The organism is Campylobacter sp. RM9333 (assembly GCF_020137705.1).
Taxonomy (GTDB): Bacteria; Campylobacterota; Campylobacteria; order Campylobacterales; family Campylobacteraceae; genus Campylobacter_E.
This window is the reverse complement of record NZ_JACGAY010000002.1, coordinates 131,829-153,018: the sequence shown is the minus strand read 5'-3', so window position 1 is coordinate 153,018 and position 21,190 is coordinate 131,829. Positions and strand designations below refer to the sequence as shown.

At 28.2% G+C, this 21,190-nt stretch carries 20 protein-coding genes and 1 pseudogene; 16 read left to right on the top strand and 5 right to left on the bottom strand.

From position 1 onward, the window contains the following. Nucleotides 1-205 precede the first annotated feature (205 nt). Both AVBRAN9333_RS01835 and AVBRAN9333_RS01830 read left to right on the top strand, forming a co-directional pair. Entirely contained in the window at nucleotides 206-448 is a 243-nt protein-coding gene (locus tag AVBRAN9333_RS01835; protein WP_214120675.1) for a hypothetical protein, read from the top strand. After that, nucleotides 442-720: a type II toxin-antitoxin system RelE/ParE family toxin gene (locus AVBRAN9333_RS01830; RefSeq protein ID WP_250325694.1), complete on the top strand. Its 279-nt coding sequence runs from the start codon at nucleotides 442-444 to the stop codon at nucleotides 718-720. The genes AVBRAN9333_RS01835 and AVBRAN9333_RS01830 overlap by 7 nt, the downstream gene beginning before the upstream one ends. A 671-nt stretch (nucleotides 721-1,391) precedes the next feature. On the opposite strand, the gene AVBRAN9333_RS01825 is transcribed toward AVBRAN9333_RS01830, so the two are convergent. After that, entirely contained in the window at nucleotides 1,392-5,459 is a 4,068-nt protein-coding gene (locus AVBRAN9333_RS01825) for an autotransporter outer membrane beta-barrel domain-containing protein (protein ID WP_336609334.1), read from the bottom strand. A gap of 163 nt (nucleotides 5,460-5,622) precedes the next feature. Here AVBRAN9333_RS01825 and AVBRAN9333_RS01820 point away from each other — a divergent pair, with 163 nt between their 5' ends. From AVBRAN9333_RS01820 to AVBRAN9333_RS01775, 10 genes are all read left to right on the top strand, one after another. Continuing rightward, complete coding sequence (locus AVBRAN9333_RS01820; RefSeq protein WP_214119583.1) at nucleotides 5,623-6,102, top strand: phosphatidylglycerophosphatase A family protein; 480 nt, start codon at nucleotides 5,623-5,625, stop codon at nucleotides 6,100-6,102. Further along, nucleotides 6,099-7,181, top strand: a complete 1,083-nt coding sequence (locus AVBRAN9333_RS01815; protein WP_214119584.1) for an ABC transporter substrate-binding protein — start codon at nucleotides 6,099-6,101, stop codon at nucleotides 7,179-7,181. Before AVBRAN9333_RS01820 ends, AVBRAN9333_RS01815 begins: the two co-directional genes overlap by 4 nt. Nucleotides 7,182-7,190: 9 nt before the next feature. After that, on the top strand, nucleotides 7,191-7,910 hold the full coding sequence (locus tag AVBRAN9333_RS01810) for a substrate-binding periplasmic protein (protein ID WP_214116433.1): 720 nt from the start codon (nucleotides 7,191-7,193) through the stop codon (nucleotides 7,908-7,910). Then, complete coding sequence (locus AVBRAN9333_RS01805) at nucleotides 7,910-8,971, top strand: epoxyqueuosine reductase QueH (protein ID WP_214116431.1); 1,062 nt, start codon at nucleotides 7,910-7,912, stop codon at nucleotides 8,969-8,971. The genes AVBRAN9333_RS01810 and AVBRAN9333_RS01805 overlap by 1 nt, the downstream gene beginning before the upstream one ends. After that, a complete protein-coding gene (locus AVBRAN9333_RS01800; RefSeq protein ID WP_214116421.1) occupies nucleotides 8,971-10,140 on the top strand; it encodes a cation:proton antiporter in 1,170 nt (389 codons plus the stop codon). Before AVBRAN9333_RS01805 ends, AVBRAN9333_RS01800 begins: the two co-directional genes overlap by 1 nt. Nucleotides 10,141-10,204: 64 nt before the next feature. Further along, nucleotides 10,205-11,449, top strand: coding sequence for a citrate synthase (locus AVBRAN9333_RS01795; RefSeq protein ID WP_214116418.1), 1,245 nt, complete (start codon nucleotides 10,205-10,207; stop codon nucleotides 11,447-11,449). 168 nt (nucleotides 11,450-11,617) lie between these two features. Beyond that, a complete protein-coding gene (locus AVBRAN9333_RS01790) occupies nucleotides 11,618-12,169 on the top strand; it encodes a DUF507 family protein (protein ID WP_214116410.1) in 552 nt (183 codons plus the stop codon). Nucleotides 12,170-12,189: 20 nt separating this feature from the next. Next, the gene (locus tag AVBRAN9333_RS01785) at nucleotides 12,190-12,792 is read left to right on the top strand and encodes a sulfite exporter TauE/SafE family protein (protein ID WP_336609333.1); all 603 of its coding nucleotides are present in this window, start codon (nucleotides 12,190-12,192) and stop codon (nucleotides 12,790-12,792) included. A 2-nt stretch (nucleotides 12,793-12,794) separates the two neighbouring features. Further along, nucleotides 12,795-13,988 (top strand): PAS domain-containing sensor histidine kinase, encoded by a 1,194-nt coding sequence (locus AVBRAN9333_RS01780; protein ID WP_336609332.1) that lies wholly within the window; start codon nucleotides 12,795-12,797, stop codon nucleotides 13,986-13,988. After that, nucleotides 13,982-14,626: a response regulator transcription factor gene (locus AVBRAN9333_RS01775; protein WP_214116405.1), complete on the top strand. Its 645-nt coding sequence runs from the start codon at nucleotides 13,982-13,984 to the stop codon at nucleotides 14,624-14,626. The genes AVBRAN9333_RS01780 and AVBRAN9333_RS01775 overlap by 7 nt, the downstream gene beginning before the upstream one ends. Here the strand turns inward: AVBRAN9333_RS01775 and AVBRAN9333_RS01770 are convergent. Genes AVBRAN9333_RS01770 through AVBRAN9333_RS01755 form a run of 4 tightly spaced genes read right to left on the bottom strand, consistent with a single transcriptional unit; the run spans nucleotide 14,621 to nucleotide 18,118 of the window. After that, nucleotides 14,621-15,085 (bottom strand): hypothetical protein, encoded by a 465-nt coding sequence (locus AVBRAN9333_RS01770; RefSeq protein WP_214116403.1) that lies wholly within the window; start codon nucleotides 15,083-15,085, stop codon nucleotides 14,621-14,623. The two genes, AVBRAN9333_RS01775 and AVBRAN9333_RS01770, sit on opposite strands and share 6 nt — an antisense overlap. A 3-nt stretch (nucleotides 15,086-15,088) precedes the next feature. Then, nucleotides 15,089-15,544: a molybdopterin synthase catalytic subunit gene (locus AVBRAN9333_RS01765; protein ID WP_336609331.1), complete on the bottom strand. Its 456-nt coding sequence runs from the start codon at nucleotides 15,542-15,544 to the stop codon at nucleotides 15,089-15,091. Between the two features lie 2 nt (nucleotides 15,545-15,546). Beyond that, entirely contained in the window at nucleotides 15,547-15,768 is a 222-nt protein-coding gene (locus AVBRAN9333_RS01760) for a MoaD/ThiS family protein (RefSeq protein WP_214116399.1), read from the bottom strand. Then, nucleotides 15,755-18,118, bottom strand: a complete 2,364-nt coding sequence (locus AVBRAN9333_RS01755) for a putative bifunctional diguanylate cyclase/phosphodiesterase (protein ID WP_336609330.1) — start codon at nucleotides 18,116-18,118, stop codon at nucleotides 15,755-15,757. The genes AVBRAN9333_RS01760 and AVBRAN9333_RS01755 overlap by 14 nt, the downstream gene beginning before the upstream one ends. Nucleotides 18,119-18,188: 70 nt before the next feature. Between AVBRAN9333_RS01755 and nspC the strand changes: the two genes are divergently transcribed. From nspC to yedF, 4 genes and pseudogenes are all read left to right on the top strand, one after another. Continuing rightward, nucleotides 18,189-19,349: a carboxynorspermidine decarboxylase gene (gene nspC / locus AVBRAN9333_RS01750; RefSeq protein ID WP_336609329.1), complete on the top strand. Its 1,161-nt coding sequence runs from the start codon at nucleotides 18,189-18,191 to the stop codon at nucleotides 19,347-19,349. 117 nt (nucleotides 19,350-19,466) lie between these two features. Beyond that, a pseudogene (locus tag AVBRAN9333_RS01745) lies at nucleotides 19,467-20,285 on the top strand (formate dehydrogenase subunit gamma); the annotation flags it as partial. Further along, nucleotides 20,275-20,619, top strand: a complete 345-nt coding sequence (locus tag AVBRAN9333_RS01740) for a winged helix-turn-helix domain-containing protein (protein WP_336609328.1) — start codon at nucleotides 20,275-20,277, stop codon at nucleotides 20,617-20,619. The pseudogene AVBRAN9333_RS01745 and the gene AVBRAN9333_RS01740, both read left to right, overlap by 11 nt. After that, nucleotides 20,619-21,164, top strand: a complete 546-nt coding sequence (gene yedF, locus AVBRAN9333_RS01735; RefSeq protein WP_214149899.1) for a sulfurtransferase-like selenium metabolism protein YedF — start codon at nucleotides 20,619-20,621, stop codon at nucleotides 21,162-21,164. Before AVBRAN9333_RS01740 ends, yedF begins: the two co-directional genes overlap by 1 nt. Nucleotides 21,165-21,190: the final 26 nt, after the last annotated feature.

Genomic DNA, 21,190 nt, shown 5'->3' with positions numbered 1-21,190 from the left:
GACTAGGATTATTACAATAGTAATAATAGAAGTTTTAAGATAGCGTTTAGCTATCTTAAAAAACTACTAAGGTTATTGTAATAATCCTAAGGGGAGCACTCGCTCCCTTTTTTAAATTTAAAAATCAATTTCCTAATTTAAATTCTTTAAAACTTTATAAATTAAACATATTTAGTATAAGATAACGATTATAAAAGGAGTAAATATGAATGTAATAGTAAAGATGAATGATAATCCGCACTTTTTAAAGGCTTTAAAAGAATTAGCAAAGGCATTTAACGAGCCGATAAAGATAAAGAAAGAAAAAAGCAAATTAGATGATTTTTATAATAGTAAAGAATTTTTAGATTCTATAAAAGAAGCAAAAGAATTAAAAGCTGCGTATTTGCGTGGGGAAGTTGAATATATGGACGCTGAAAAATTCGTAGAAGAAAGCATGAAATGGTGAAGTATCAAGTAAGGGAGACTAAAGCTTACAAAACAGCCTTTAAAAAACTAAGCAAAGCTGATAAAGAATTAACAAATAAAATTATTTTAAGATTGGCAAATGATGAAGTATTAGAACCGGTTTATAAAGACCACGCTTTGCAAGGTAAATTTAAGGGCTATAGAGATTGCCATGTGAAAAACGATTTGGTGCTAATTTACGAAAAAGATAAAAATATTCTAACGCTAACTTGCATTAATATTGCAAATCACAGCAATTCATTCAAAAAATAATCTTTTAAAAAAATAATAATTTAAACATAAATTTGAATTTATCATATTATTGATTTAATACTATTTAGGCTATCTCTAAATCAAAATATAAAGCTTTGGTAATAATAAAAATATTGATTTATATTTTTTAGTTTTTATGCGTAAATTATTGTTTTAAATTCTTTATTTTTTAATACTTAAAAAAATCAATATCAGTGAGATTTCAAGTGATTTTATGAGTAAAAAATACAATTAAATGCGTAAAAGTAACATAAAAATAACTAAACTTTTAAGAAATTTGTGGATAAAAATTATAAATCTTAGCTATCTTTACCGCTTAGTAATTTGGCAAGATTTAAGAAATGGTTTAATACAAACAATAACTTAGCAATTTAAATTTTCTTACTTTTAAAGAAAATTAAAATATTTTTATTTGAATTATTATTTTAAATTCTTTATTTTTTGTATTTAGTAATGCGAGTGAATGAATAAAGATTATTATTTAATGGTTATTTTTGCTTCTTTATATCAAAAATTAAGCTTTGCGTCATAATTTGAGTATTTAGGCGATAGGATAAATGTATTTTTAAACTCTTTATGCTTAAACTCATTAAAAAATCCAATAAATAATATTTATTGACAAGATAAAAACATATAAAGATTTTGCACCTTTAAAATAGGTGCAAAATAAATTAAAAACTCTTTCTTAAAGTCATATTAAGCGAATAATCTACATTCAAATCACCAAAAAATGTCCTTTCAAACTCGGTCATTAGCCTTAAATTATTCGTGAAATTATAATTAAATGAAGCATTAGTTAGCATTCTTGTATCTTTTTTGCCTTCAATTTGTCTAATTACATTTAAATCTCTTATGGTTTTATCGCCGTTTTTAGCTAAATCAGCAGCAATTCCAACCCCAAATCTAAATCCAAATCTTGAATCTTCGCTACTTTGCTTACCAAAACTTAGCATTGTTTTTGTATTAAATGGAACGAATGATTTGCTTTCTAATTTTATATGCTCGGCTTTATTTTCAAGGCTAATCGCACTAACATAGCCACTAATTAGCTCAACGCTAGGCTCTAAATAATAATTATTCATATAAAATCTATTGCCTAATTCTACGCTTGCTACTACGCTTTTAGAATGATTATTCGCGTTAATATAAATAGCTTTATTATTGCCATTATTTAGCGTTAGAGTATAGTCATTTTTATAATCAACATATTTTGCAATCATATCAATATAAAAACCATTATTAAAAATAAAGCTTGAATAAAGTCCCCCGCCTATGCCTTTTACTTTACCTTCTAGCATATTTTTTGTATCTAGTTTATAAATTGAATTAGTAAAGATAATTCCCGCGTAAGCATTGAAATCATCCATTTCGCTAATCTTATCAGCACCGATTTGTAATTCATAATATTTGGTCTTATTATCTTTTAGATACGAACTTGCTCCACCGAAATTCCTAATCCAAATTCCGCCATTTGCAACCTCATCTCTTAGCTCTCCCATACGCTTTTGCATATTGTTCCACTCTAAAACATAGTTAAAAAATGCTTGATTTAGCGTGTTTTTAGCTGTATTTATTGAACTTTCTTTCTCTCTTACGAAGAAGTATTCTTGATAATGGCCTTTTGTTTCTACATTGCTTGGATTGTTGCTAGGATTTGGGTCAAGCTCAACTATAACAGGCTCTTCTGGGTTATTTGGAGTGCTTGGCTCATCTGGTATTGTAGGCTCGTTTGGAGTTGTTGGGGTGTCTGGCTTAGGCTCAATCGGTTTAATAGGCTCGTTTGGTTCGTTTGGAGTGCTAGGAATACTAGGTTCGCTTGGATTATTAACACTAGGCTCATTTGGATTAATAGGCTCACTTGGAGTTGTGTCTGTGTTAGTTGGTGGAGTTGGTTTAGTATCAGGCTCGCTTGGTTTATTTGGAGTGCTAGGCTCATTTGGTGTTGGGCTTGGCTCTGGTGATGGAGTAGATGGTATTTTTTCAAGATACCATTTAGCTGTGCCGTTTTCATTATAATATTTCACATTAGCTTTAAGGTCAGCAAATACTGAATCTTCACCCTTAATATCAAAATAATTTTCAGCCACTAAAGTAGAGTTTGATAGACTTGCTAAAAGTATTTTATCATCTCCGTTTAAAAAGTCTTTTTGGATTAGCAAGGTATTTTTAGCTCCACTTGTGCTTTTGCTTATATTTAAAGCATTAGTTTTGCTTTCGTAAATATATGTTGTATTGGTTGAGTTTAGGCTACTTGCGTTTATATTTGCATTAATCATTGCACCATTAAACTCAAGGCTAGAACTATCATCAGCTGTGATTTTGCCTTTAAAATCTGTGCCATTTAAAAGGCTTAGTTTTGAATTGGTTTTCAAATCAAAATTTGAATTAATTTTGATATTTTTAGCAATGCTTTCGCCTTTTGTTACTTCTTCTTGATATTTTAGATTATTATAATAACTTTCATTAGTATCACTACCCATAGTATCATTTGCTTTTATATTTTCTCCATCAAACCTATCTATATAAGCTAAATTATCGCCAATTTTAATGGTTGAAGAAATAGAATTAATGTTTTTAATATCCACATTTGAATGTTTTAAAATATCAAGACTAGCTTTGTCTAAAGTTAGGCTAGCCATTTTATAATTTCTCTCTTCCCAATCTTCTTGGTCTAGCCTTGTAGGGGTAGTATAAACATCTCCACCGCCAGCACTTTTAATACTAGCAGCTACTTGTTCAGCTGTTTTACCAACATAACTCTTTACATATTCATGCACTACTGGATGACCTTGTAAAACTAAATTTCCATTTTTAAATTCCATACTATTAATATCTAAACCACCATCATAAACAGCGTATTTATCACTACTATTATTATTTTGAACTATTTTGATATTTCCTGTAATATTTCCGTGGCTTATAGTATCTTTTATAGAATTTTTACTTATACTAAGGCTACTTGCTGTTGTGCTTGTATTTGTTATCATAGCATTATTATCACTTGCATAAAAATTATTAAGATTAATATTATTTCCATTTAAATCAAGCTTACCTGCATTATTTCCAAAATATAAATAATCTGTATTTATTTGATTGGCGTTATTTATCTTTAAACTTGAATTATTAGTCATATAAATACTACCAAAAGTTGTGCCTGAAGAATTTTTAAACTCAACTTCACCCCCACCTATTCTAAGCCCTGCATTTGGACTACTTGAATATACATTTAGCTTGCCAGCTCCGATTTTATGTAAGAAATCATATTGAGTAGTCTTTGCATAATAATTTACGACTGAATTAGCACCTATATCAAGACCGCCGTGTAAAAAGTCAAAATCCCCACTAATTGTATATTCTCCAAGATTATCGCTAAAAATCAATGCACTAGAACCTATATCTGAATTATTTTTAAGCTCTAAAGACTTTCCACCAGTAATAAATAAATCCTTATCATTAACCATTGCATCTAAACGACTTTTATATTCTGCTTCACTTACACCACTAGTGGTTCCAAAATGATGTTTAAAAGAATTGTTACCTAATGTAAATGCTATTTCTTGATTTTTAGCATCTTTTAGCGTTTCAAATGTTCCTGTGTTTGTTTTTTGTTTTAAGTTACTATCTAGCAATAAATCATTATTTATCATAATACTATGTTCGTCAATAAAATTACTAATGATTTGTTTATCTACCATGTGATAATTACCAAAACTACATCCTATATCCTTATCACTTTCACAATCACTAGTGCTACCAACACCAACTATATACCATTTTTTATCTGTATTATCCCAAACATATAAAGCACTACCACTATCTCCTCTAGCAACTGAGCTAGAAAAATCAAGCATTCGTTTATTTTCATTATTCGTGCTTATAATTGCATTATTTATCCTATATTCATTAGGATTTATATAAACTATCCCGCCTGTAAAATAATGCCCAGCTTCTGATATCATTGTTGAAGTTGTATTAATTCCATTTGGTTTTAAAGAAACTACCTTTTGAAGACCTGTTCCACTTCTTACAAACATTGTGTAGCGTGGATTTGGTGTTCTTATAACATTTCCATCTTGATCCGTTGTAACACTAGGAAAAAGTTCGCCTTTATTTTCTTTATATTCTTTAGAGTCAATAAAGCTAGCCCATTTTGTGCAGTTATCTTCAGTTTCGTTTGGATTTGCACAAGTTGAAATAAATTTATCAGCATTGCTAAAATGTATATCATTTCCGCTTTTATCATATAAATCAATATTTATTACATCAGCTTTTTTATTGAGATTTACCTTACTCATACGCATAGTTATAAAATCTTTTGTTTTACCATTATCAATATTATCTACCCATTCTTTAAAATTATTTGAAGTTTGAACTACTATTGTATTTACTCCACCAAATTGTAGATTTTGATATTTGCGTAATGCTTTTGGATTACTTGTTGCAGATTGAATCATATGAGCTGCTGTTATTACATTATTTGCTCCAATATTAGTAAATTCACCCTTTAATCTACCCGTTTTATTACTAGCACTAAAATCAATCATAGGCATAGAATAAAAACTATCTACTTTTAAAGTCCCATCTTTAGAGCTTACGCTAAGCTCTGTTGTCCCTGCTTTAAATTTGCCTTTATTAGCACCAAAATCTAAATAATCTTGATACGAAAATCTACTATCAACGGCACTTGCATTTAAACTAGAATATAAAATACTCATTAAAATTATTGATTTTTTCAACATTTTTTGCCTTTTTTTATAAAAAATAATCGTTATTTTATAATGTTTTTCTTAAATTAAAAATCATAGAATTTAAAAACAATATTTAAATTCTTTAAATCAAATTCTAAAAACAAATTATTCCTTAACTAACTTAAGATATTTTTCCAAATTACAAAGGATTTTAATGAAAGAAAAATTAGCAAAACTATATTTAACATTTTTTTATTCAGGTCTTAGTCCGTTTGCAAGTGGCACAATGGGGACTATTGCGGCATTACCATTTGCTTATTTGTTACTAATTTACACAGATAAAAGCACTTTAATGCTATTAAGTATTGCAATTTTTATTGCAAGTATTAAAATCATTGACGATTATGAAAAAACTCACGAACACGATGCTAAAGAAATAGTAATTGATGAGGTTTGTGGGGTTTTTTTGGCGATTGGTATGAGTTTTAACAACTCTTGGTGGCATTTTGCTTTAGCTTTTATCTTATTTAGGCTTTTTGATATAACTAAGCCAAGTATTATTGGTAAAGTTGATAAAAAGCTAAAAGGTGGCTTAGGCGTTATGCTTGATGATTTACTTGCAGGATTTTTTGCAGGTCTTTTATGCCTTGTAATTCAAGGAATTTATTTAAATTATTTAAAGGATTTATTATGAAAAAAAGTTTAATTTTATTAGCTTCTAGTGCGGCTTTTGCTTTAGATATTGGTGTAGTTTTACCACTTAGCGGTAGCGTTGCAGCGTATGGTAACGCAGCACTTAATGGAATAAAAGTAGCAAATGCAATGCAACCAACTTTAAAAAATGGAGAGCAAATCAATTTAAATATAGTTGATACAAAAGGCGATAAAATAGAAGCCATCACAGCAACTGAAAGAGTTTTACCAAAAGTTAGTGCAATAATTGGAGAAATGATTACTGCAAATACTATAGTGGTTATGAATACAGCTGAAGCGAAAAAAGTGCCTGTAATTGCACCAGCTGCTACGAATGATAAATTATTAAAAGGCAAAAATTACGCTGCTAGAGTGTGCTTTAATGATAGTTTTCAAGGCGAAGCTATGGCAAAATATTTATTAGCTCAAGGTAAAAAAACAGCAGTAATTGTAAAAGACCAAGCGACTGATTATTCACTAGGTTTATCAAAAGCTTACAAAAAAGAATTTGTTCAAGGTGGTGGAGAAATATTAAAAGAATTAATCATTACAAGTGGAGATAAAGATTTTAACGCTATTTCAGCTCAAATTGCTAGTTTAAATCCTGATGTAGTGTATTTGCCACTTTATTATCAAGAAGCAGCGCTTTTTGTAAGACAAGCAAAAATCGCAGGTGTTAAAAGTATAATCGCTAGTGCTGATGGGGTTGCTGATGAGCAATTTATCAAACTTGCAGCAGAGTATTCAAACAATCATTTATATACAGATAGCTTTGATGCAAATGTTCCACCAACAGAACTTAGCAAAAAATATTTAGCAGAATATGCAAAAGCTTACAATGGAAGTCTTCCATCAAATTTTGCTGCAATGGGTGCTGATGCTTATTTTGTATTAGTAGAAGCTGCAAATCGTTGTGAGCAAATCACTAGCGAATGTATAAATCAAGAGATTAAAAAAACTAAAGATTACGAAGGCGTTAGTGGAATTATTAGCATAGATAGCACAGGAGAGACAAAAAGGTCTTTAATTATTAAAGAAGTAGTAAATGAAAACGCAGTTTATAAAGATAGCGTAAAGTAAGGGAGCAAAATGAAAAAAATATTATTTTCTTTAGCATTATTAACAAGTATGAGTGCTGATATTTTAAGAGTAGCAACAGCACCTAATTATCCGCCTTATGAATATTTAGAAAACAACGAATTAAAAGGCTTTGATGTTGATATTATTAAAGAAATTGCTAAAAGAAATAATTTAGAAGTGGAGTTTAAATATATGGATTTTGACGGATTAATCCCAAGTCTTAAGAGCAATAAAGTGGATTTAATCGGAGCAATTATGAAAAAAACTCCAGCAAGAGCTAAGGCAGTAGAATTTACAATTAATTTTAAAGATAGTTCTAATTATTTCATAAAAAGAATAGAAAATAATGAAAATCAAGAAATTAAAAATTGTAAAGATTTAGATTTTACTAATACGCTTTTTGGGGCTGAACTTGGCTCGGTGCAATATGATATAGCAAAAAAATCTAGCCAAAAAGAAGTAAAAGGCTTTGCAAATTCTAGCATTAGCATACTTTCATTACAAAGCAAAAAAATAGATGCTATAGTATTAGATAAGGTTGCTGCAGTTAATTTTTTAAATAAAAATCCTGATTTGCAAGTAGTTTGCGAGTATAAAGATGAAGACTCACAAGGATTTGCCGTAAATAAAGGTAATACAAAATTACTTGAGATAATAAATAAAAGCCTACAAGAAATGCTAGATGATGGCACAATAAATGAAATTAGTAAAAAGTATAAAATAAATTAATGCTAGTTCATATTTGTTGTAGCGTTGATTCGCACTTTTTTTTGCAAGAATTAAGAAAATTAATGCCTGATGAAGAACTCATCGGGTATTTTTATGACCCAAATATTCATCCTTTTAGCGAATATGAATTAAGATATTTTGATGTAGCAAGGTCTTGTAAAAAGCTTGGTATTAAGCTAATTAAAGGTGAATATGATTATGCTGAATGGTTTAATTATGTAAAAGGCTATGAAAATGAGCCTGAGCGTGGGAAGAGATGTTCTAAATGTTTTGATTTTAGAATGCAAAGTTCTGTTGAAATGGCTTTAAAATTAGGGCAAAAAACATTTACAACCACACTTTTATGCTCTCCTAAAAAAGATTTAGAGCAATTAAGAGTATCTATGCAAGAAGCTTTAAAAGGGACTGATTTAGAGTTTTTTTGTGTTGATTTTAGAAAAGATGGTGGAACTCAAAGGCAATTAAAATTAGCAAAAGATGATTTATTGTATCATCAAAATTATTGTGGCTGTATTTACGGCTTAGCTCAACAAAAAAGCGAAGAGCATTTGATAAAAGAATTAAGCTCAAGTATATATAAAAATCAAATTCTACCTGGCTCAATAGAAGAAAAATTGCAATTTTTTAAAAAAGTCGTAAGATTAGAAAGCAAAAATCAACAATTTAGCATTATTAGAGAAAAGTTTTTAAATTATCGTTTGCTTTATGCAAGAATTAAAGCTAATAAAAATACTGCAAAAGCTTTTGTTTTGTTTTATTCGCATTTTAAATCACGCAAAATTAATCTAAGTCTTGACATAAGTAAAGAGCTAATAATGTGTAATAAAGATGAATTATGTGTAATATCGTTTAAAAAAGCGAATGAGTTTTTTAAATACGAAAATTATGAAGAATTTTTAAAAAATCCACCAAGTATTAAAAAGCAAATAAGCTTTAGAGCAAAATTATTTAATCACTATAACCTAAGTCCTATTATAATTATTGAAAATATCCCCGAAAAAATTGAAATAATTGCAAAAAGCATAATTTTTGAGGATACTAGATTTATACAAGGAAATTAATGGAACTTAGCTCAAATGATTTAAATATTTTATTATTTATATCTTTTGTTGTTTTTTCATCGCCTTATATAGCAAAGCTTACTAGCTTACCTATTTTAGCGGTTGAAATTATTTTAGGAAGTATTGCTGGTGCTATTGGAATAATCACAAAAACACCTGCTTTTACCCTAGCTTCTCATATTGGATTTTGCTATTTAATGTTTATAGCAGGGCTTGAAGTAAGCCTTAAAGAATTTATAAAATTAAATGCAAATGAGCTAAAAAAAATATCTTTATTTTATTTAATTCTTTACGCTTTAGCTATTAGTATTTCATTGATACTAAAACTTAGCTTAGTAGTTGCAATAATAATTCCTGTTATGAGTATAGGGCTTATTAGTATTTTATATAAAGAATACGAAATTACTCCAAAATGGCTTAGTTTTACTATGGTTTTAGCAGCACTTGGCGAAGTAATAAGCATTGTTTTAATAACTCTTTTAAATAGCTTTTCAAACTCAAGTAGCACAATGCAAGTTGTTACTTCTGTATTGTCAATACTATTCTTTTTAGGGATTTTTGTTGTAATTTATTATATTTTTAATGCGATTTTTTGGTGGTTACCTTGGCTTAAAGAAATTTTAATGCCTGATTATGATAAAGCAGAGCGTAATGTAAGGCTTAGTCTTGCATTGTGGATGCTAGCAGTTGCTTTAATGCTTTATTTTGATTTTGAAATAGCTTTAGGAGCGTTTTTAGCTGGTATGTTTATATCTAGCTTTTTTGGGCATAAAAAGGATTTAGAGCATAAATTAAGTTCATTAGGACACCCATTTTTAATACCTATATTTTTCGTATATGTTGGGCTAAGCCTTGATTTTAGCTTGGTTAATAAAGAGCTTATATTAATGTCATTTGCTATTATTCTTACTATGTTAGTTTGTAGAATAATTAGTTCTTTTGTATTTTATAAAGACTTTAAAATATCTTGTATTTTATTAGCTTTTACATCTTGTATGCCGCTTACTTTATTAATCGCAATTGCAACTTTAGGAATGAAATTAAACTTAATTGATAATTCTTTTTATTTAGCTTTGGTTTTATCATCTTTAATTGAAGCTGTCATATTTATGTGGGCTATTCCTAAAATTTCGTTACTTATTGAAACACATAAGCAAAAATCTAAGTAAGTTTTTTACAATATTTCACAAATTCCTTTTAAAATATACATAACTATTAAAAAAGGAGTTAAAAATGGAAAAAGCAAAATTAATTTACGATGGTAAAGAATTTGAATTTGATGTATTAAGTGGAACTAGAGGTGCAAAATCAATTGATTTTTCGTCTTTATATTCAAAAACAGGTGCATTTTCTTATGATGAAGGATTAACTAGCACTGCAACTTGTAAATCAAGTATTACTTATATTGATGGAGAAGCAGGAGAATTAAGGCATCGTGGTTATTCTATTGAATGGCTAGCAGAAAATAAAACTTTTTTAGATGTAGTGCATTTATTATTACATAAAGAATTACCAAGTCCTGAAAGATTAGAAGCGTTTAGATATGAGCTTAAAAAAAGAAGCTTTATTCACGAAGGTATGCATAAATTGTTTGACGCTTTCCCTGACAATGCTCATCCTATGGCAGTTATGCAAGCAGCAGTTGCAGCACTTTCAACATTTTATCCTGACCATTTAAATATGGATAAGCACGAAGATTATATGGAAATGGCAGCCAGAATCGTAGCAAAAATACCAACAATAGCCGCTAGTGCGTATCGCTATAAAAATGGCTTTCCTATGGCATATCCTAATCTTGATCGTGGATTTACCGAAAACTTTTTATATATGCTAAGAACCTATCCATACGAGCATGTAAATCTAAGACCTATTGAGGTAAAAGCACTAGATACGGTTTTAATGCTTCATGCTGATCACGAACAAAATGCAAGCACAAGTGTAGTGCGTTCAGTCGGTAGCACTCACGCTCACCCATATAGCTGTATTAGTTCAGCAATTGGTGCATTGTGGGGACACGCACACGGGGGTGCTAATGAAGGTGTGATTAGAATGCTTGAGACAATTGGCACACCTGATAGAGTTGATGAGTTTATTAAAAGAGCAAAAGATAAGAATGATCCATTTAGACTAATGGGCTTTGGGCATAGAGTTTATAAAAACTTTGACCCTAGAGCAAAAGTTCTTAAAAAACTAAGAGACCAATTAATTAGCGAAATTGGAATTGATGCAAACTTTGTAAAAGTTGCAACTAGAATTGAAGAAATCGCATTAAATGATGAGTATTTTGTAAGCCGTGGATTATATCCGAATGTTGATTTTCATAGCGGCTTAATCTTAAAAGCTCTAGGAATTCCAAATGAAATGTTTGCGGTATTATTCGTAGTAGGTAGAATTCCTGGCTGGATTTCACAACTAATTGAACAAAAAGAAAGCCCATTAAAAATAGTTCGCCCAAGACAAATTTATATAGGCGATTAAAAGAATTTGAATTCGGAAATTCCGAATTCAAATCAATGCTTCAAAACTCTTAAAAAGCTTAATATTAAGGCATTTTAAAAATTATCAAAAGTTAAAAATTAATTATTATTGTTATATTCATTTTTACTAATATATTTTATAATGAAGAAAAATAAAAAAGGATTAAAAATGCGTATTAGACAACCACATATTCCTTATGTTTCAAATAAAATTTCAATAGATTTATTAAACTCAAAATTTGTAAAATTAGTAAATGGTTTAGAGCCAGTTAAAGAAGTAGTTTCAAAAATTATTACAGCCTTAGTATTAAAAGAAAAATCACTTGATGAAAAGGTAAATGAGATTTTAGCAGAGCAAGAAAGCCAAATGGATTTAATGCAAGTTGATAGAAAAAATATGTTTTGGTTACTTAAGAAAAAACTAGCAGATGAATATAAAATCCAAATGAATTATGAAGATAGATATAATGCCTTATCTCACGCTATTTTGGACGCTTTGGTTGATGAAGATTTAATCAATTTTAATGTATCAGAAAATAGAGTAAAAAATGTGATTTATTCAAGTATGATTGAATACTTAAAAACTTACGAAGATATTGAAGACCTAGTATTTGATAAAATTAATAATTACAAAAGAAAAATCGTTCCTGGTAGCGAAGAATACGATTTAATTTACGAAAAGCTTTATGAAGAAGAGCTTAAAAAAAGGAAGATGTTATAAACAATCTTCTTAGCACTTTTGTGCTAGGACTAGGTCTTAGTCTTACTCATTGTTTTTTTATGTGTGGTGGGATAATTCTTTTATTCAACCACAAAAAGAGTAATTTTTTTGATATTTTTATATATCATTTTAGTAGAATTTGTGCTTATATTTTAATAGGTCTTATAGCTTATTTTTTAGGTTATTTTTTAAATTCTTTAAACTTACAAGTATTTTTATATTTTATCTTAGGTGCTTTTTGCGTTATTTTAGGATTTGCTTTAATTGTTAAGGGACAACTACTAGCTTTTATAGAAAATCAATTCATATATAAAAAAATAATGGTATTTTTAAACAATAAAAAAACTTCAAAATATAAAGGCTTTATATTTGGCTTTTTAAATGGATTTTTTCCTTGCGGTTTAGTATATTTTTTCGTAGCAAAATCAATGATTGCAAAAAGCGTTAATGAAGCTTGGCTTAATATGTTAATTTTTGGGCTTAGCACTCTTCCTGCTATGCTTTTAGGCTCTATATTTATAAATAAAATTAGAAAAATTAAAAATATTCAATATTTATTTTTTGCTTTAATTATTGTTTATGGATTTTATTTGTGCTTTTTAGCACTTAAATTAAGTAGGTAAAAATGTATAGATTAAATGAATATAAAAATGCAATTGAAAACACAAATATAGTTTCAAAAACAGATATAAATGGGATTATTACCTTTGTAAATGAAGAATTTTGCAATCTTTGTGGTTTTAGTGAAGATGAACTACTAGGACAAAATCACAATATTATCCGCCACCCTGATACGCCTAAGAGTGCTTTTAAAAAATTATGGGATACTATTTTAGCTGGGCGTGTTCATAAAGGAGTGGTTAAAAATAAAAAGAAAAATGGGGATTTTTTCTACGCACAAACAACAATAATTCCAATTTTTGATGAAGATGGAACAATATTTGAATTTATAGCTATTAGACACGATGTTACTAAACTTTTTACCTTAAATGAAGAGCTTGTTGCAACTAAACAAAAGCTAATGCAATTAAATGAGAATTTAGAACAAGTCGTAGCTCAAAAGACAAATTCTTTAAAAATACTCAATGAGAATTTAGAAAAGAAAATAGAAGACGCAATAGCAATCAATAACGCTCAACAAAAAATAATATTTCAGCAAAATCGCCAAGTTATATTAGGACAAATGCTAGAAAATATAGCTCATCAATGGAGACAACCTTTAAATGAATTATCTTTAGCTATTTATTTATTACATAACGAAAAAAAAGATAAACATTATAAATTATGTCAAAAATTAATCCAAAATATGAGCCAAACTATTAATGATTTTAGGGACTTTATTAATCCTAATACGCCTTTAGAAAAGCATAATTTAATAAAAATAATTAAGCATAGTTTATATATAACATACCAAGCATTGAAAAAAAATAATATAAAAACTACATTTGATATTGATACTAAAAAATGCTGCTTATTTTGTAATTTTAATGAATTAGTGCAAGTTCTTGTAAATATTATAAATAATGCTAAAGATGCTTTTTTAGAACAAGAACTAGATGATAAAATACTACATTTTAAAGTATTTAAAGAAAAAAAGAATTTGATTTTGCAAATTAGCGATAATGCAGGGGCAATTCCTTCTAATATAATAGAGCATATATTTGACCCATATTTTACAACTAAACACAAAAAACAAGGCGTAGGACTTGGGCTTTACATTTGTAAGCAAATTTTAAATAAAATAAATGCAGATATAAGATGTTTTAACAAGGGCAATTGTGCATATTTTGAACTTATTTTTAAAGGAGAAGAATGTTAAGTTTATTAATTGTTGAAGATGAGAAAAATATAGCTCATCTAATGGGAGATATTTTAGCACCTTTGTTTTATGAAGTGCATTACGCTCAAGATGGCTTAAGTGGATTAAATAAATTTAAAAAACTTCGTCCTGATATAGTAATTTGTGATGTATTAATGCCACTAAAAGATGGTTTAAGCCTTGCAAAAAGCATTAAAGACCTAAGCCCAAATACGCCTATTATAGTAATTTCAGCTCATAGTGATAAAGAAAAATTACTAAAAGCTATTGATGTTAATGTGAATAAGTATTTAATCAAACCTGTAATTCCAGAAGAATTAATCGCAAGTGTAAAAAGCCTGGTTTCTAATATGAGTAAAGTTACTAAAATAGGTGATTATACGATTGATTATATGAAATCAACTTTTAAAACATTAGAATTTGAAGTTGAACTTACAAAAAAAGAATTAACTTTATTAAAAGCCCTTAGTGAGCCTATAGGAAAAGTTGTAAGTCTTGATGAAATAAAAGAGATTTGCTGGGGCAAAAGCGATGTAAAAGATGGTTCTGTAAGAACATTTATAAAGCGTTTTAGAGATAAATTGGGTGTAAATATTATAAAAAATATTACTTCAACAGGTTATAAAATAGTTTTATAATATAGAATTATCGTATTTAATACCCATTCTAATAAATATAGTATTAGAATTGCTTATATTAACGCTTACAGCTTCATCGCCTGGAGTGTCTTTGCCTATTAATAGCGATTTAACAGAATCATAACTTAATAATGTAGAACATAATTCCCCTGGTTTTTCAATTTTTTTAACTATCAAAAAATCTCTAAAAGTGCTAAAGTGTAAGCATTTTTCAGATTTAACAAAAAACCACATATCCTTATCAAGCCCTACTTTAGTCATCAATGGAATATCTATAAAATTTTCATTATTAGAATAATATGTATCTACATCATTAATCAATGTAGCTAAGTTTCTGATTGATTTTGACATTTCTGCTTCATTTTTTGAATTATATACCTTAAGACCTAGTAAAATAAGTAACGCAAGTACCACAATACATACAATAATAATTTCTATTACTAATGCTTTTTTATTCATTACTTAATCTTCCTTGCTGCTTAAAAGACCTGCGTTAGGCAACTTAAAGCTTCTATCCTTTGCATAAATTCTTTGATTATTAATTAAATCGTATTTCCAAATAGGTGCATTTTGTTTAAAATCTTCAATAAACTTAGCAAATATATCTAAGCCGTTTTTTCTATGTGAGCTTGCAATCCCTGCAAAATAAGAGCATTCACCTACTAATACATCTCCTTTTGCATGTGCAAAAAATAATCTAATATTTAAATTCCTAGTTTTCTCACACCAATCATCAAACCATTTTTTTAAAATTGGCTCATATATATCAAAACTAAGACCGCTAATATTGCCTTCTGCTCTAATTATCCCGCTAAAACTTAAAAATGCTCCATAATTTAACTCTTTGCAAATTCCACAAAACTCATTATATAAAGCTTTTTCATCAAGAGCATTATTAAATATTTGAAATTCTTTCACGCTCAACCACCACAAACAGGAGGTAGTATGCTTACTACATCGTTATCTTTTAATGCAATATCTAAACTATCTATGAAATTATCATTTATAGCAATAGCACTAATCTCTAACCATTCTTTTAAATCTTCAATTTTCAATAACTCATTTTTTAATTCACGAACATTTTTTACATTTAATTCAATAGAATTTTTATTAATAGGTCCTAAAAAATTAATCTTTACCATTTTCATATACCTTTTCTAATAAAATATTTTCAGGAACAGGTCTGCTAAAATAATACCCTTGATACTCATCGCAACCTAAGTGTTTTAAGAAATTTAAAATCTCAATATTTTCTACACCTTCAGCTACAGAGCGTTTATTTAAAGATTTAATAACATTTACAATAAACTCAACCAATCTTCTATTTTTTTCATTAGTATCTATATTTTGTATAAAGCACTTATCAATCTTAACAACATCAAAATCTAAATCTTGGTCATTTAAATAAGATAAAGAACTATATCCTTTACCAAAATCGTCCATTGATAAACCTACATTAAGTTTTTTGATTTTATCAATAATAGCCTTACTTGTTGCATTTTCTATTGAAAAGCTTTCTGTGATTTCAAATTCAATTAATCTTGGCGGTATGCCTTGAATGTTTTTTTCTATTGTATGAACTATTCCTTCGCTTAAAAGCTGCTTGGTGCTTAGATTTATACTAAGTTTTAATTCAAGACCTTTTTCTAACCATCTTCTTTGAGCTTCACAAGCCATTTTAATAATTTCATTACCTAAAGTAATAATTAAATTACTTCTTTCGCAAATTCCTATAAATTGGTCTGGAAATATTAATTTATCTCCTTTTTGCCATCTAACAAGAGCTTCTGCTCCTATAATTTTGCCAGATTTTACATCTACTTTTGGCTGATAATATAATAAGAATTCTTTATTTACAATACCATTTCTTATATCTTGTTGTAGCTTTAAATTAGCTTCATTTTGTTTGCCAATTTCTGCCGTATAACCAAATATCCAATTATCTCCACTAGCTTTATCATTTTCTATTGCTAAATCAGCATTTCCTATACATTCGTGTAAATTCTTGCTATCTTTTGGATATATACTAAATCCAACTCTAGCATTAATTTTAAATGGCTCATATTCTATTAAATCATCATTTGAATTAATTTTAATGCTTCTTGCGGTTAGTTTTTGATGATATTTTTTAGCTAATGTAAAATAATCTTCATTTTTATCTACTTCAATTACTAATAAAAACTCATCAGCACTAACCCTAGCAAGGCATTCAAAAGTAGTTTTATTTTGTATAAATTTATATTTATCATATTTTATAAAGTCTAAGCTCTCAAAATGTTCATTATCACCTGTTGCCATACCTTTTAAGGTTGTATAAAGTCTATAAGCTACGATTTTTAAAACTTCATCACCAAAACTTCTTCCATACATTGAGTTATAAATTCTGAAATTATCTATGTTAAAAAATAAAAATAATAATACCTTATTATCTTTTTTTACATAATTATCAAGGCTTTCAGTAACACTTATCATATTCATAAGACCGGTAATATTATCAATATACGCTTGTTTTTTGATATTCCCGTCTTTGGCTTGAATTTGTCTTATAAATCTAAGTAAAGCATAACTTAAAGTTCTAAATTCCTTAAATGCAAAATCACTATTTAATTGTTTATTCTTATTAAAATTAGATATATGTTTATTTAATGCTACATCAAAATGCTTAGTAGCTAATTCTATTTGCGCTCTTACTTCTTTCTTCTTTCTTATTATATATACCAAAATGCCTAAAAATCCAATTAATATAGAGCAACCTAAAAACGCACCTTGTATTAATGCCGATTCAAATCTTTTACTTTTTACTTCTTCTAAAGCTTCTTTTAATACATCGCTTTTAACGGTAAATTCTAAAGCCAACCACCAATTTTTATCATAGCAAGTGTAAGCTTCATTTTCATATACACAATACCATCTTTCATTACCTAAAAAATTAAAATTATCATCTAATCTTTTTGCATTAAAATAAGAAAGTTGAGCATTGTGAAGATTTTTAATATTATTTAATGCTACTACCCTTTGAGTTTCTTCATATTTTTTAGGATTTAAAGTAACTCTTAATATTTTTTTATTATCTAATTCAACATACCTAGCGTAGTAATAATAAGTCGGGTCAATTCCATCAAAAACGTCAATATCAATAGGATAACCCATGTTTGCTTTTAAAAATTCTAAAGCTTTTTGTTTATCTTCGTGAGTGTTTAAATAATTTAATGCGAAATTGTAAGCACTATCTACAAATTCTTTGGCACTATCGTCTAAATATGAAAATTCTGCATCTAAATATTTTTTAATATTTTTAAGTTCTTCTTTGATATATTTATTTGATGATAAATTGATTTGTTCGTTATATTCTTGTTCTAAATTTTTTACTTCTTCCGTATAACTTGATTTAATAACAAATATTCCAACACTAAAAATTAATGCGAAAAATATTATAGAATAAAGAGTTAAGCTCTTTATTGATTCTTCTAAAATTGACTTTCTTTCTTTCATAAAATACCTAATATATGATAAATTTAATATGATATTATAGCAAAATTATTAATACCGAAAGGAAATTGTAATGAAATATATTGAAAATAATATTAAAACACCAGCTTACATTTGCTACGAAAGCAAACTAAAAAATAACCTTGAAATCTTTAAAAAAATTCAAGAAGAAAGTGGAGTTAAAGTCTTATTAGCTTTAAAAGGATTTGCATTTAGTGCTGCTATGCCTTTAATTAAAAATTACTTAAAAGGCTGCACTTGCAGTGGGTTATGGGAAGCAAAATTTGCTAAAGAATTTGTAGATAAAGAAATCCACACTTACGCACCAGCATTTAGCAATGATGATTTAGAAGAAATATTAAATCTTAGTCATCATATAGTGATTAATTCATTGAATGAATATAAAAAAGTTGTAAATCATAAAAATTATAAAAATCAATCTTTAGGAATTCGCTGTAATTTAGAGTTTTCAGTAGCTCCAAAAGAAATTTATAATCCTTGCGGCAAATTCTCAAGGCTTGGCATTAAAGCAAAGGATTTATTGGATAGCGAAATAATAGTTGATGGGCTACATTTTCACGCTTTATGCGAAGAGAGTTTTGAGAGTTTAGAAAAAGTCTTTAAAGTATTTGAAGATAATTTCTTAAAACCATATCTAGCAAAACACCCATTAAAATGGATTAATTTTGGTGGCGGTCATCATATCACAAAAAAAGGCTATAAAGTAGAAGAATTAATTCAATTCTTAAAAGCTATTAAATCAAAATATAATCTTGAAATATACCTTGAACCAGGAGAAGCTATTGGTTGGCAAACGGGGGATTTAATAGCTAGTGTTTTAGATATTGTTGAAAATGAGAAAAAAATAGCAATTTTAGATATTTGTGCTGAAGCTCATATGCCTGATACTATCATTATGCCTTACACTAGCGAAGTAAAAAATGCAAAAATCCTAGCAAGTCGTGATGAATTAGCAAAAACACAAAGCACTAAAAATAGCTATCTTTTAACAGGTAATTCTTGCCTTGCAGGAGATATTATGGGAGAATATGAGTTTAATCAAGAACTAAATATAGGAGATAAGATAATATTTTGCGACCAAATTCATTACACAATAGTAAAAAATACAACTTTTAACGGAGTAAAATTACCAAGTTTAATTTATGTTGGTGAAGATGGTAGCATTAAAAGTCAAAAAGAATTTAATTTTAATGACTATTCAAGGAGAAATTAAAAATATTTTGATATAAATTAAAGAATAAAATCATTTTAGGAAGATATTATGAAAAAGTTTTTTGTATTAGCATTTTTATTTACCTGTTTAAATGCTAGTGATTTAACAACTACAGGAAGAGTTACTAATATTACTAGCTATGAATTAGGAGAAATTTGGACAATATTAGCATCAAGTTACATTGCTTCACTTGCTTTAATTGTCTTAATTGCAGTGCTTTGTGCGTTTTCATTACATTATATGGTAATAGGACCTAAAACATTTAGTCACGAAGGCAAAAAAATATATGCCTTTTCATTATTTGAGCGTGGTTTTCATTTCATTGCTGCACTTGCTTGGATTATATTAATTCCAACAGGCTTAATTATTATGAATGGTCATTATTTTGGTGGTGGAGTATTTGTTAGACTTTGCAAAAATCTTCACGGAGTTGCTACTATTTTATTTTTTATCTCAATTATTCCTATGTTTTTTTGTTGGATTAAAAGAATGTTACCTGCTAGTTATGACATAAAATGGCTTATGATAGTAGGTGGATATTTAAGCAAGGTTAAAAGACCTGTTCCAGCGGGAAAATATAATTTCGGTCAAAAAATGTGGTATTACATAGCCGTTTTTGGTGGAGCTATTATGATAATTACTGGTGCGTTTATGTTCTTTTTAGATTTTCAAAGCGAATTTTTACAAAATATGTTAGGAATTAGCCATATTAATATTTTAAGACTTAGTGCAATAGTTCATAATATCTTAGGCATTGTTTGTGCTGCTATGTTTTTCGTGCATTTATATATGGCTGTATTTGCTATCAAAGGCTCAATTCACGCAATGATAACAGGATATAAAGAAGAAGAAGAAGTATATATTTTGCATTCTTATTGGTATAAAGAACTTACAAAAAATGGAAAAATAACACCGAGTTATAGCTATGAAAAATAAAACACCTAAAATCAAATTCTGGTTAGAAGAAGACGGCGAAATTTTTGGAAAAGGTAATTATGAGATATTAAAAGCCATAGAAAAATTTGGCTCAATTAATGAGAGCTCAAAACAACTTCGTATGAGTTATAAAAAGGCTTGGACTAAGAAAACTAGCACAGAAAAATTTTTAGGCGGAGATATATTTATTAGCAAAAAAGGAGCTAGTAAAGATAGCGGAACTATTCTTAGCCCTAAGGCTTTAGAATTTATGAAAAATTATGAATTATTAGAAAAAGAATTAGAAGAATTTTTAGAAAAAAGATTTAACGAACTATTTAAAAAGGAAGAATAATGAAACTAGATTTTAGCGGCAAGGCTTGTCCGATACCTGTAATTGAAACAAAAAAAACATTAATTAATTTAGCAATTAATGATGAATTAGAAATCATAGTTGATAACGAAGCAGCAAAAGAAAATATCCAAAGATTGCTTAAGAATTTAAATCAAGAATTTGAACTTAATGGATTTTGCTTTAAATTAAGAAAAAGCGAAATAAAAAGCTCAAAAGATGAAGCAAAACAACAAGAAGGAATATTTTTAAAATCTTTAAAAGTTGGCGAAGGCGAATTAGGAGCAATGCTTTTAATTGGATTTTTAACTGCCGTAAAAGAAAGAAAAATTCAAAAAGTTGTATTAATAAACGAAGCAGTTTTTATAGCTTGTGATGATACTCATCCAGCATTTAATGCTTTAAAAGCTTTAAGTGATGATGGAGTTGATATTTTATGTTGTGCGAATTGCTTAAATTATTTTCAAGTTAGTCCAAAAATTGGTAGAAGTTCAAACGCAGTTGAGATAATAGATACTTTATTTGAAACAAAAATGGTAAATCTATGAAACTTACTCAATTTAGCAAGCACGCA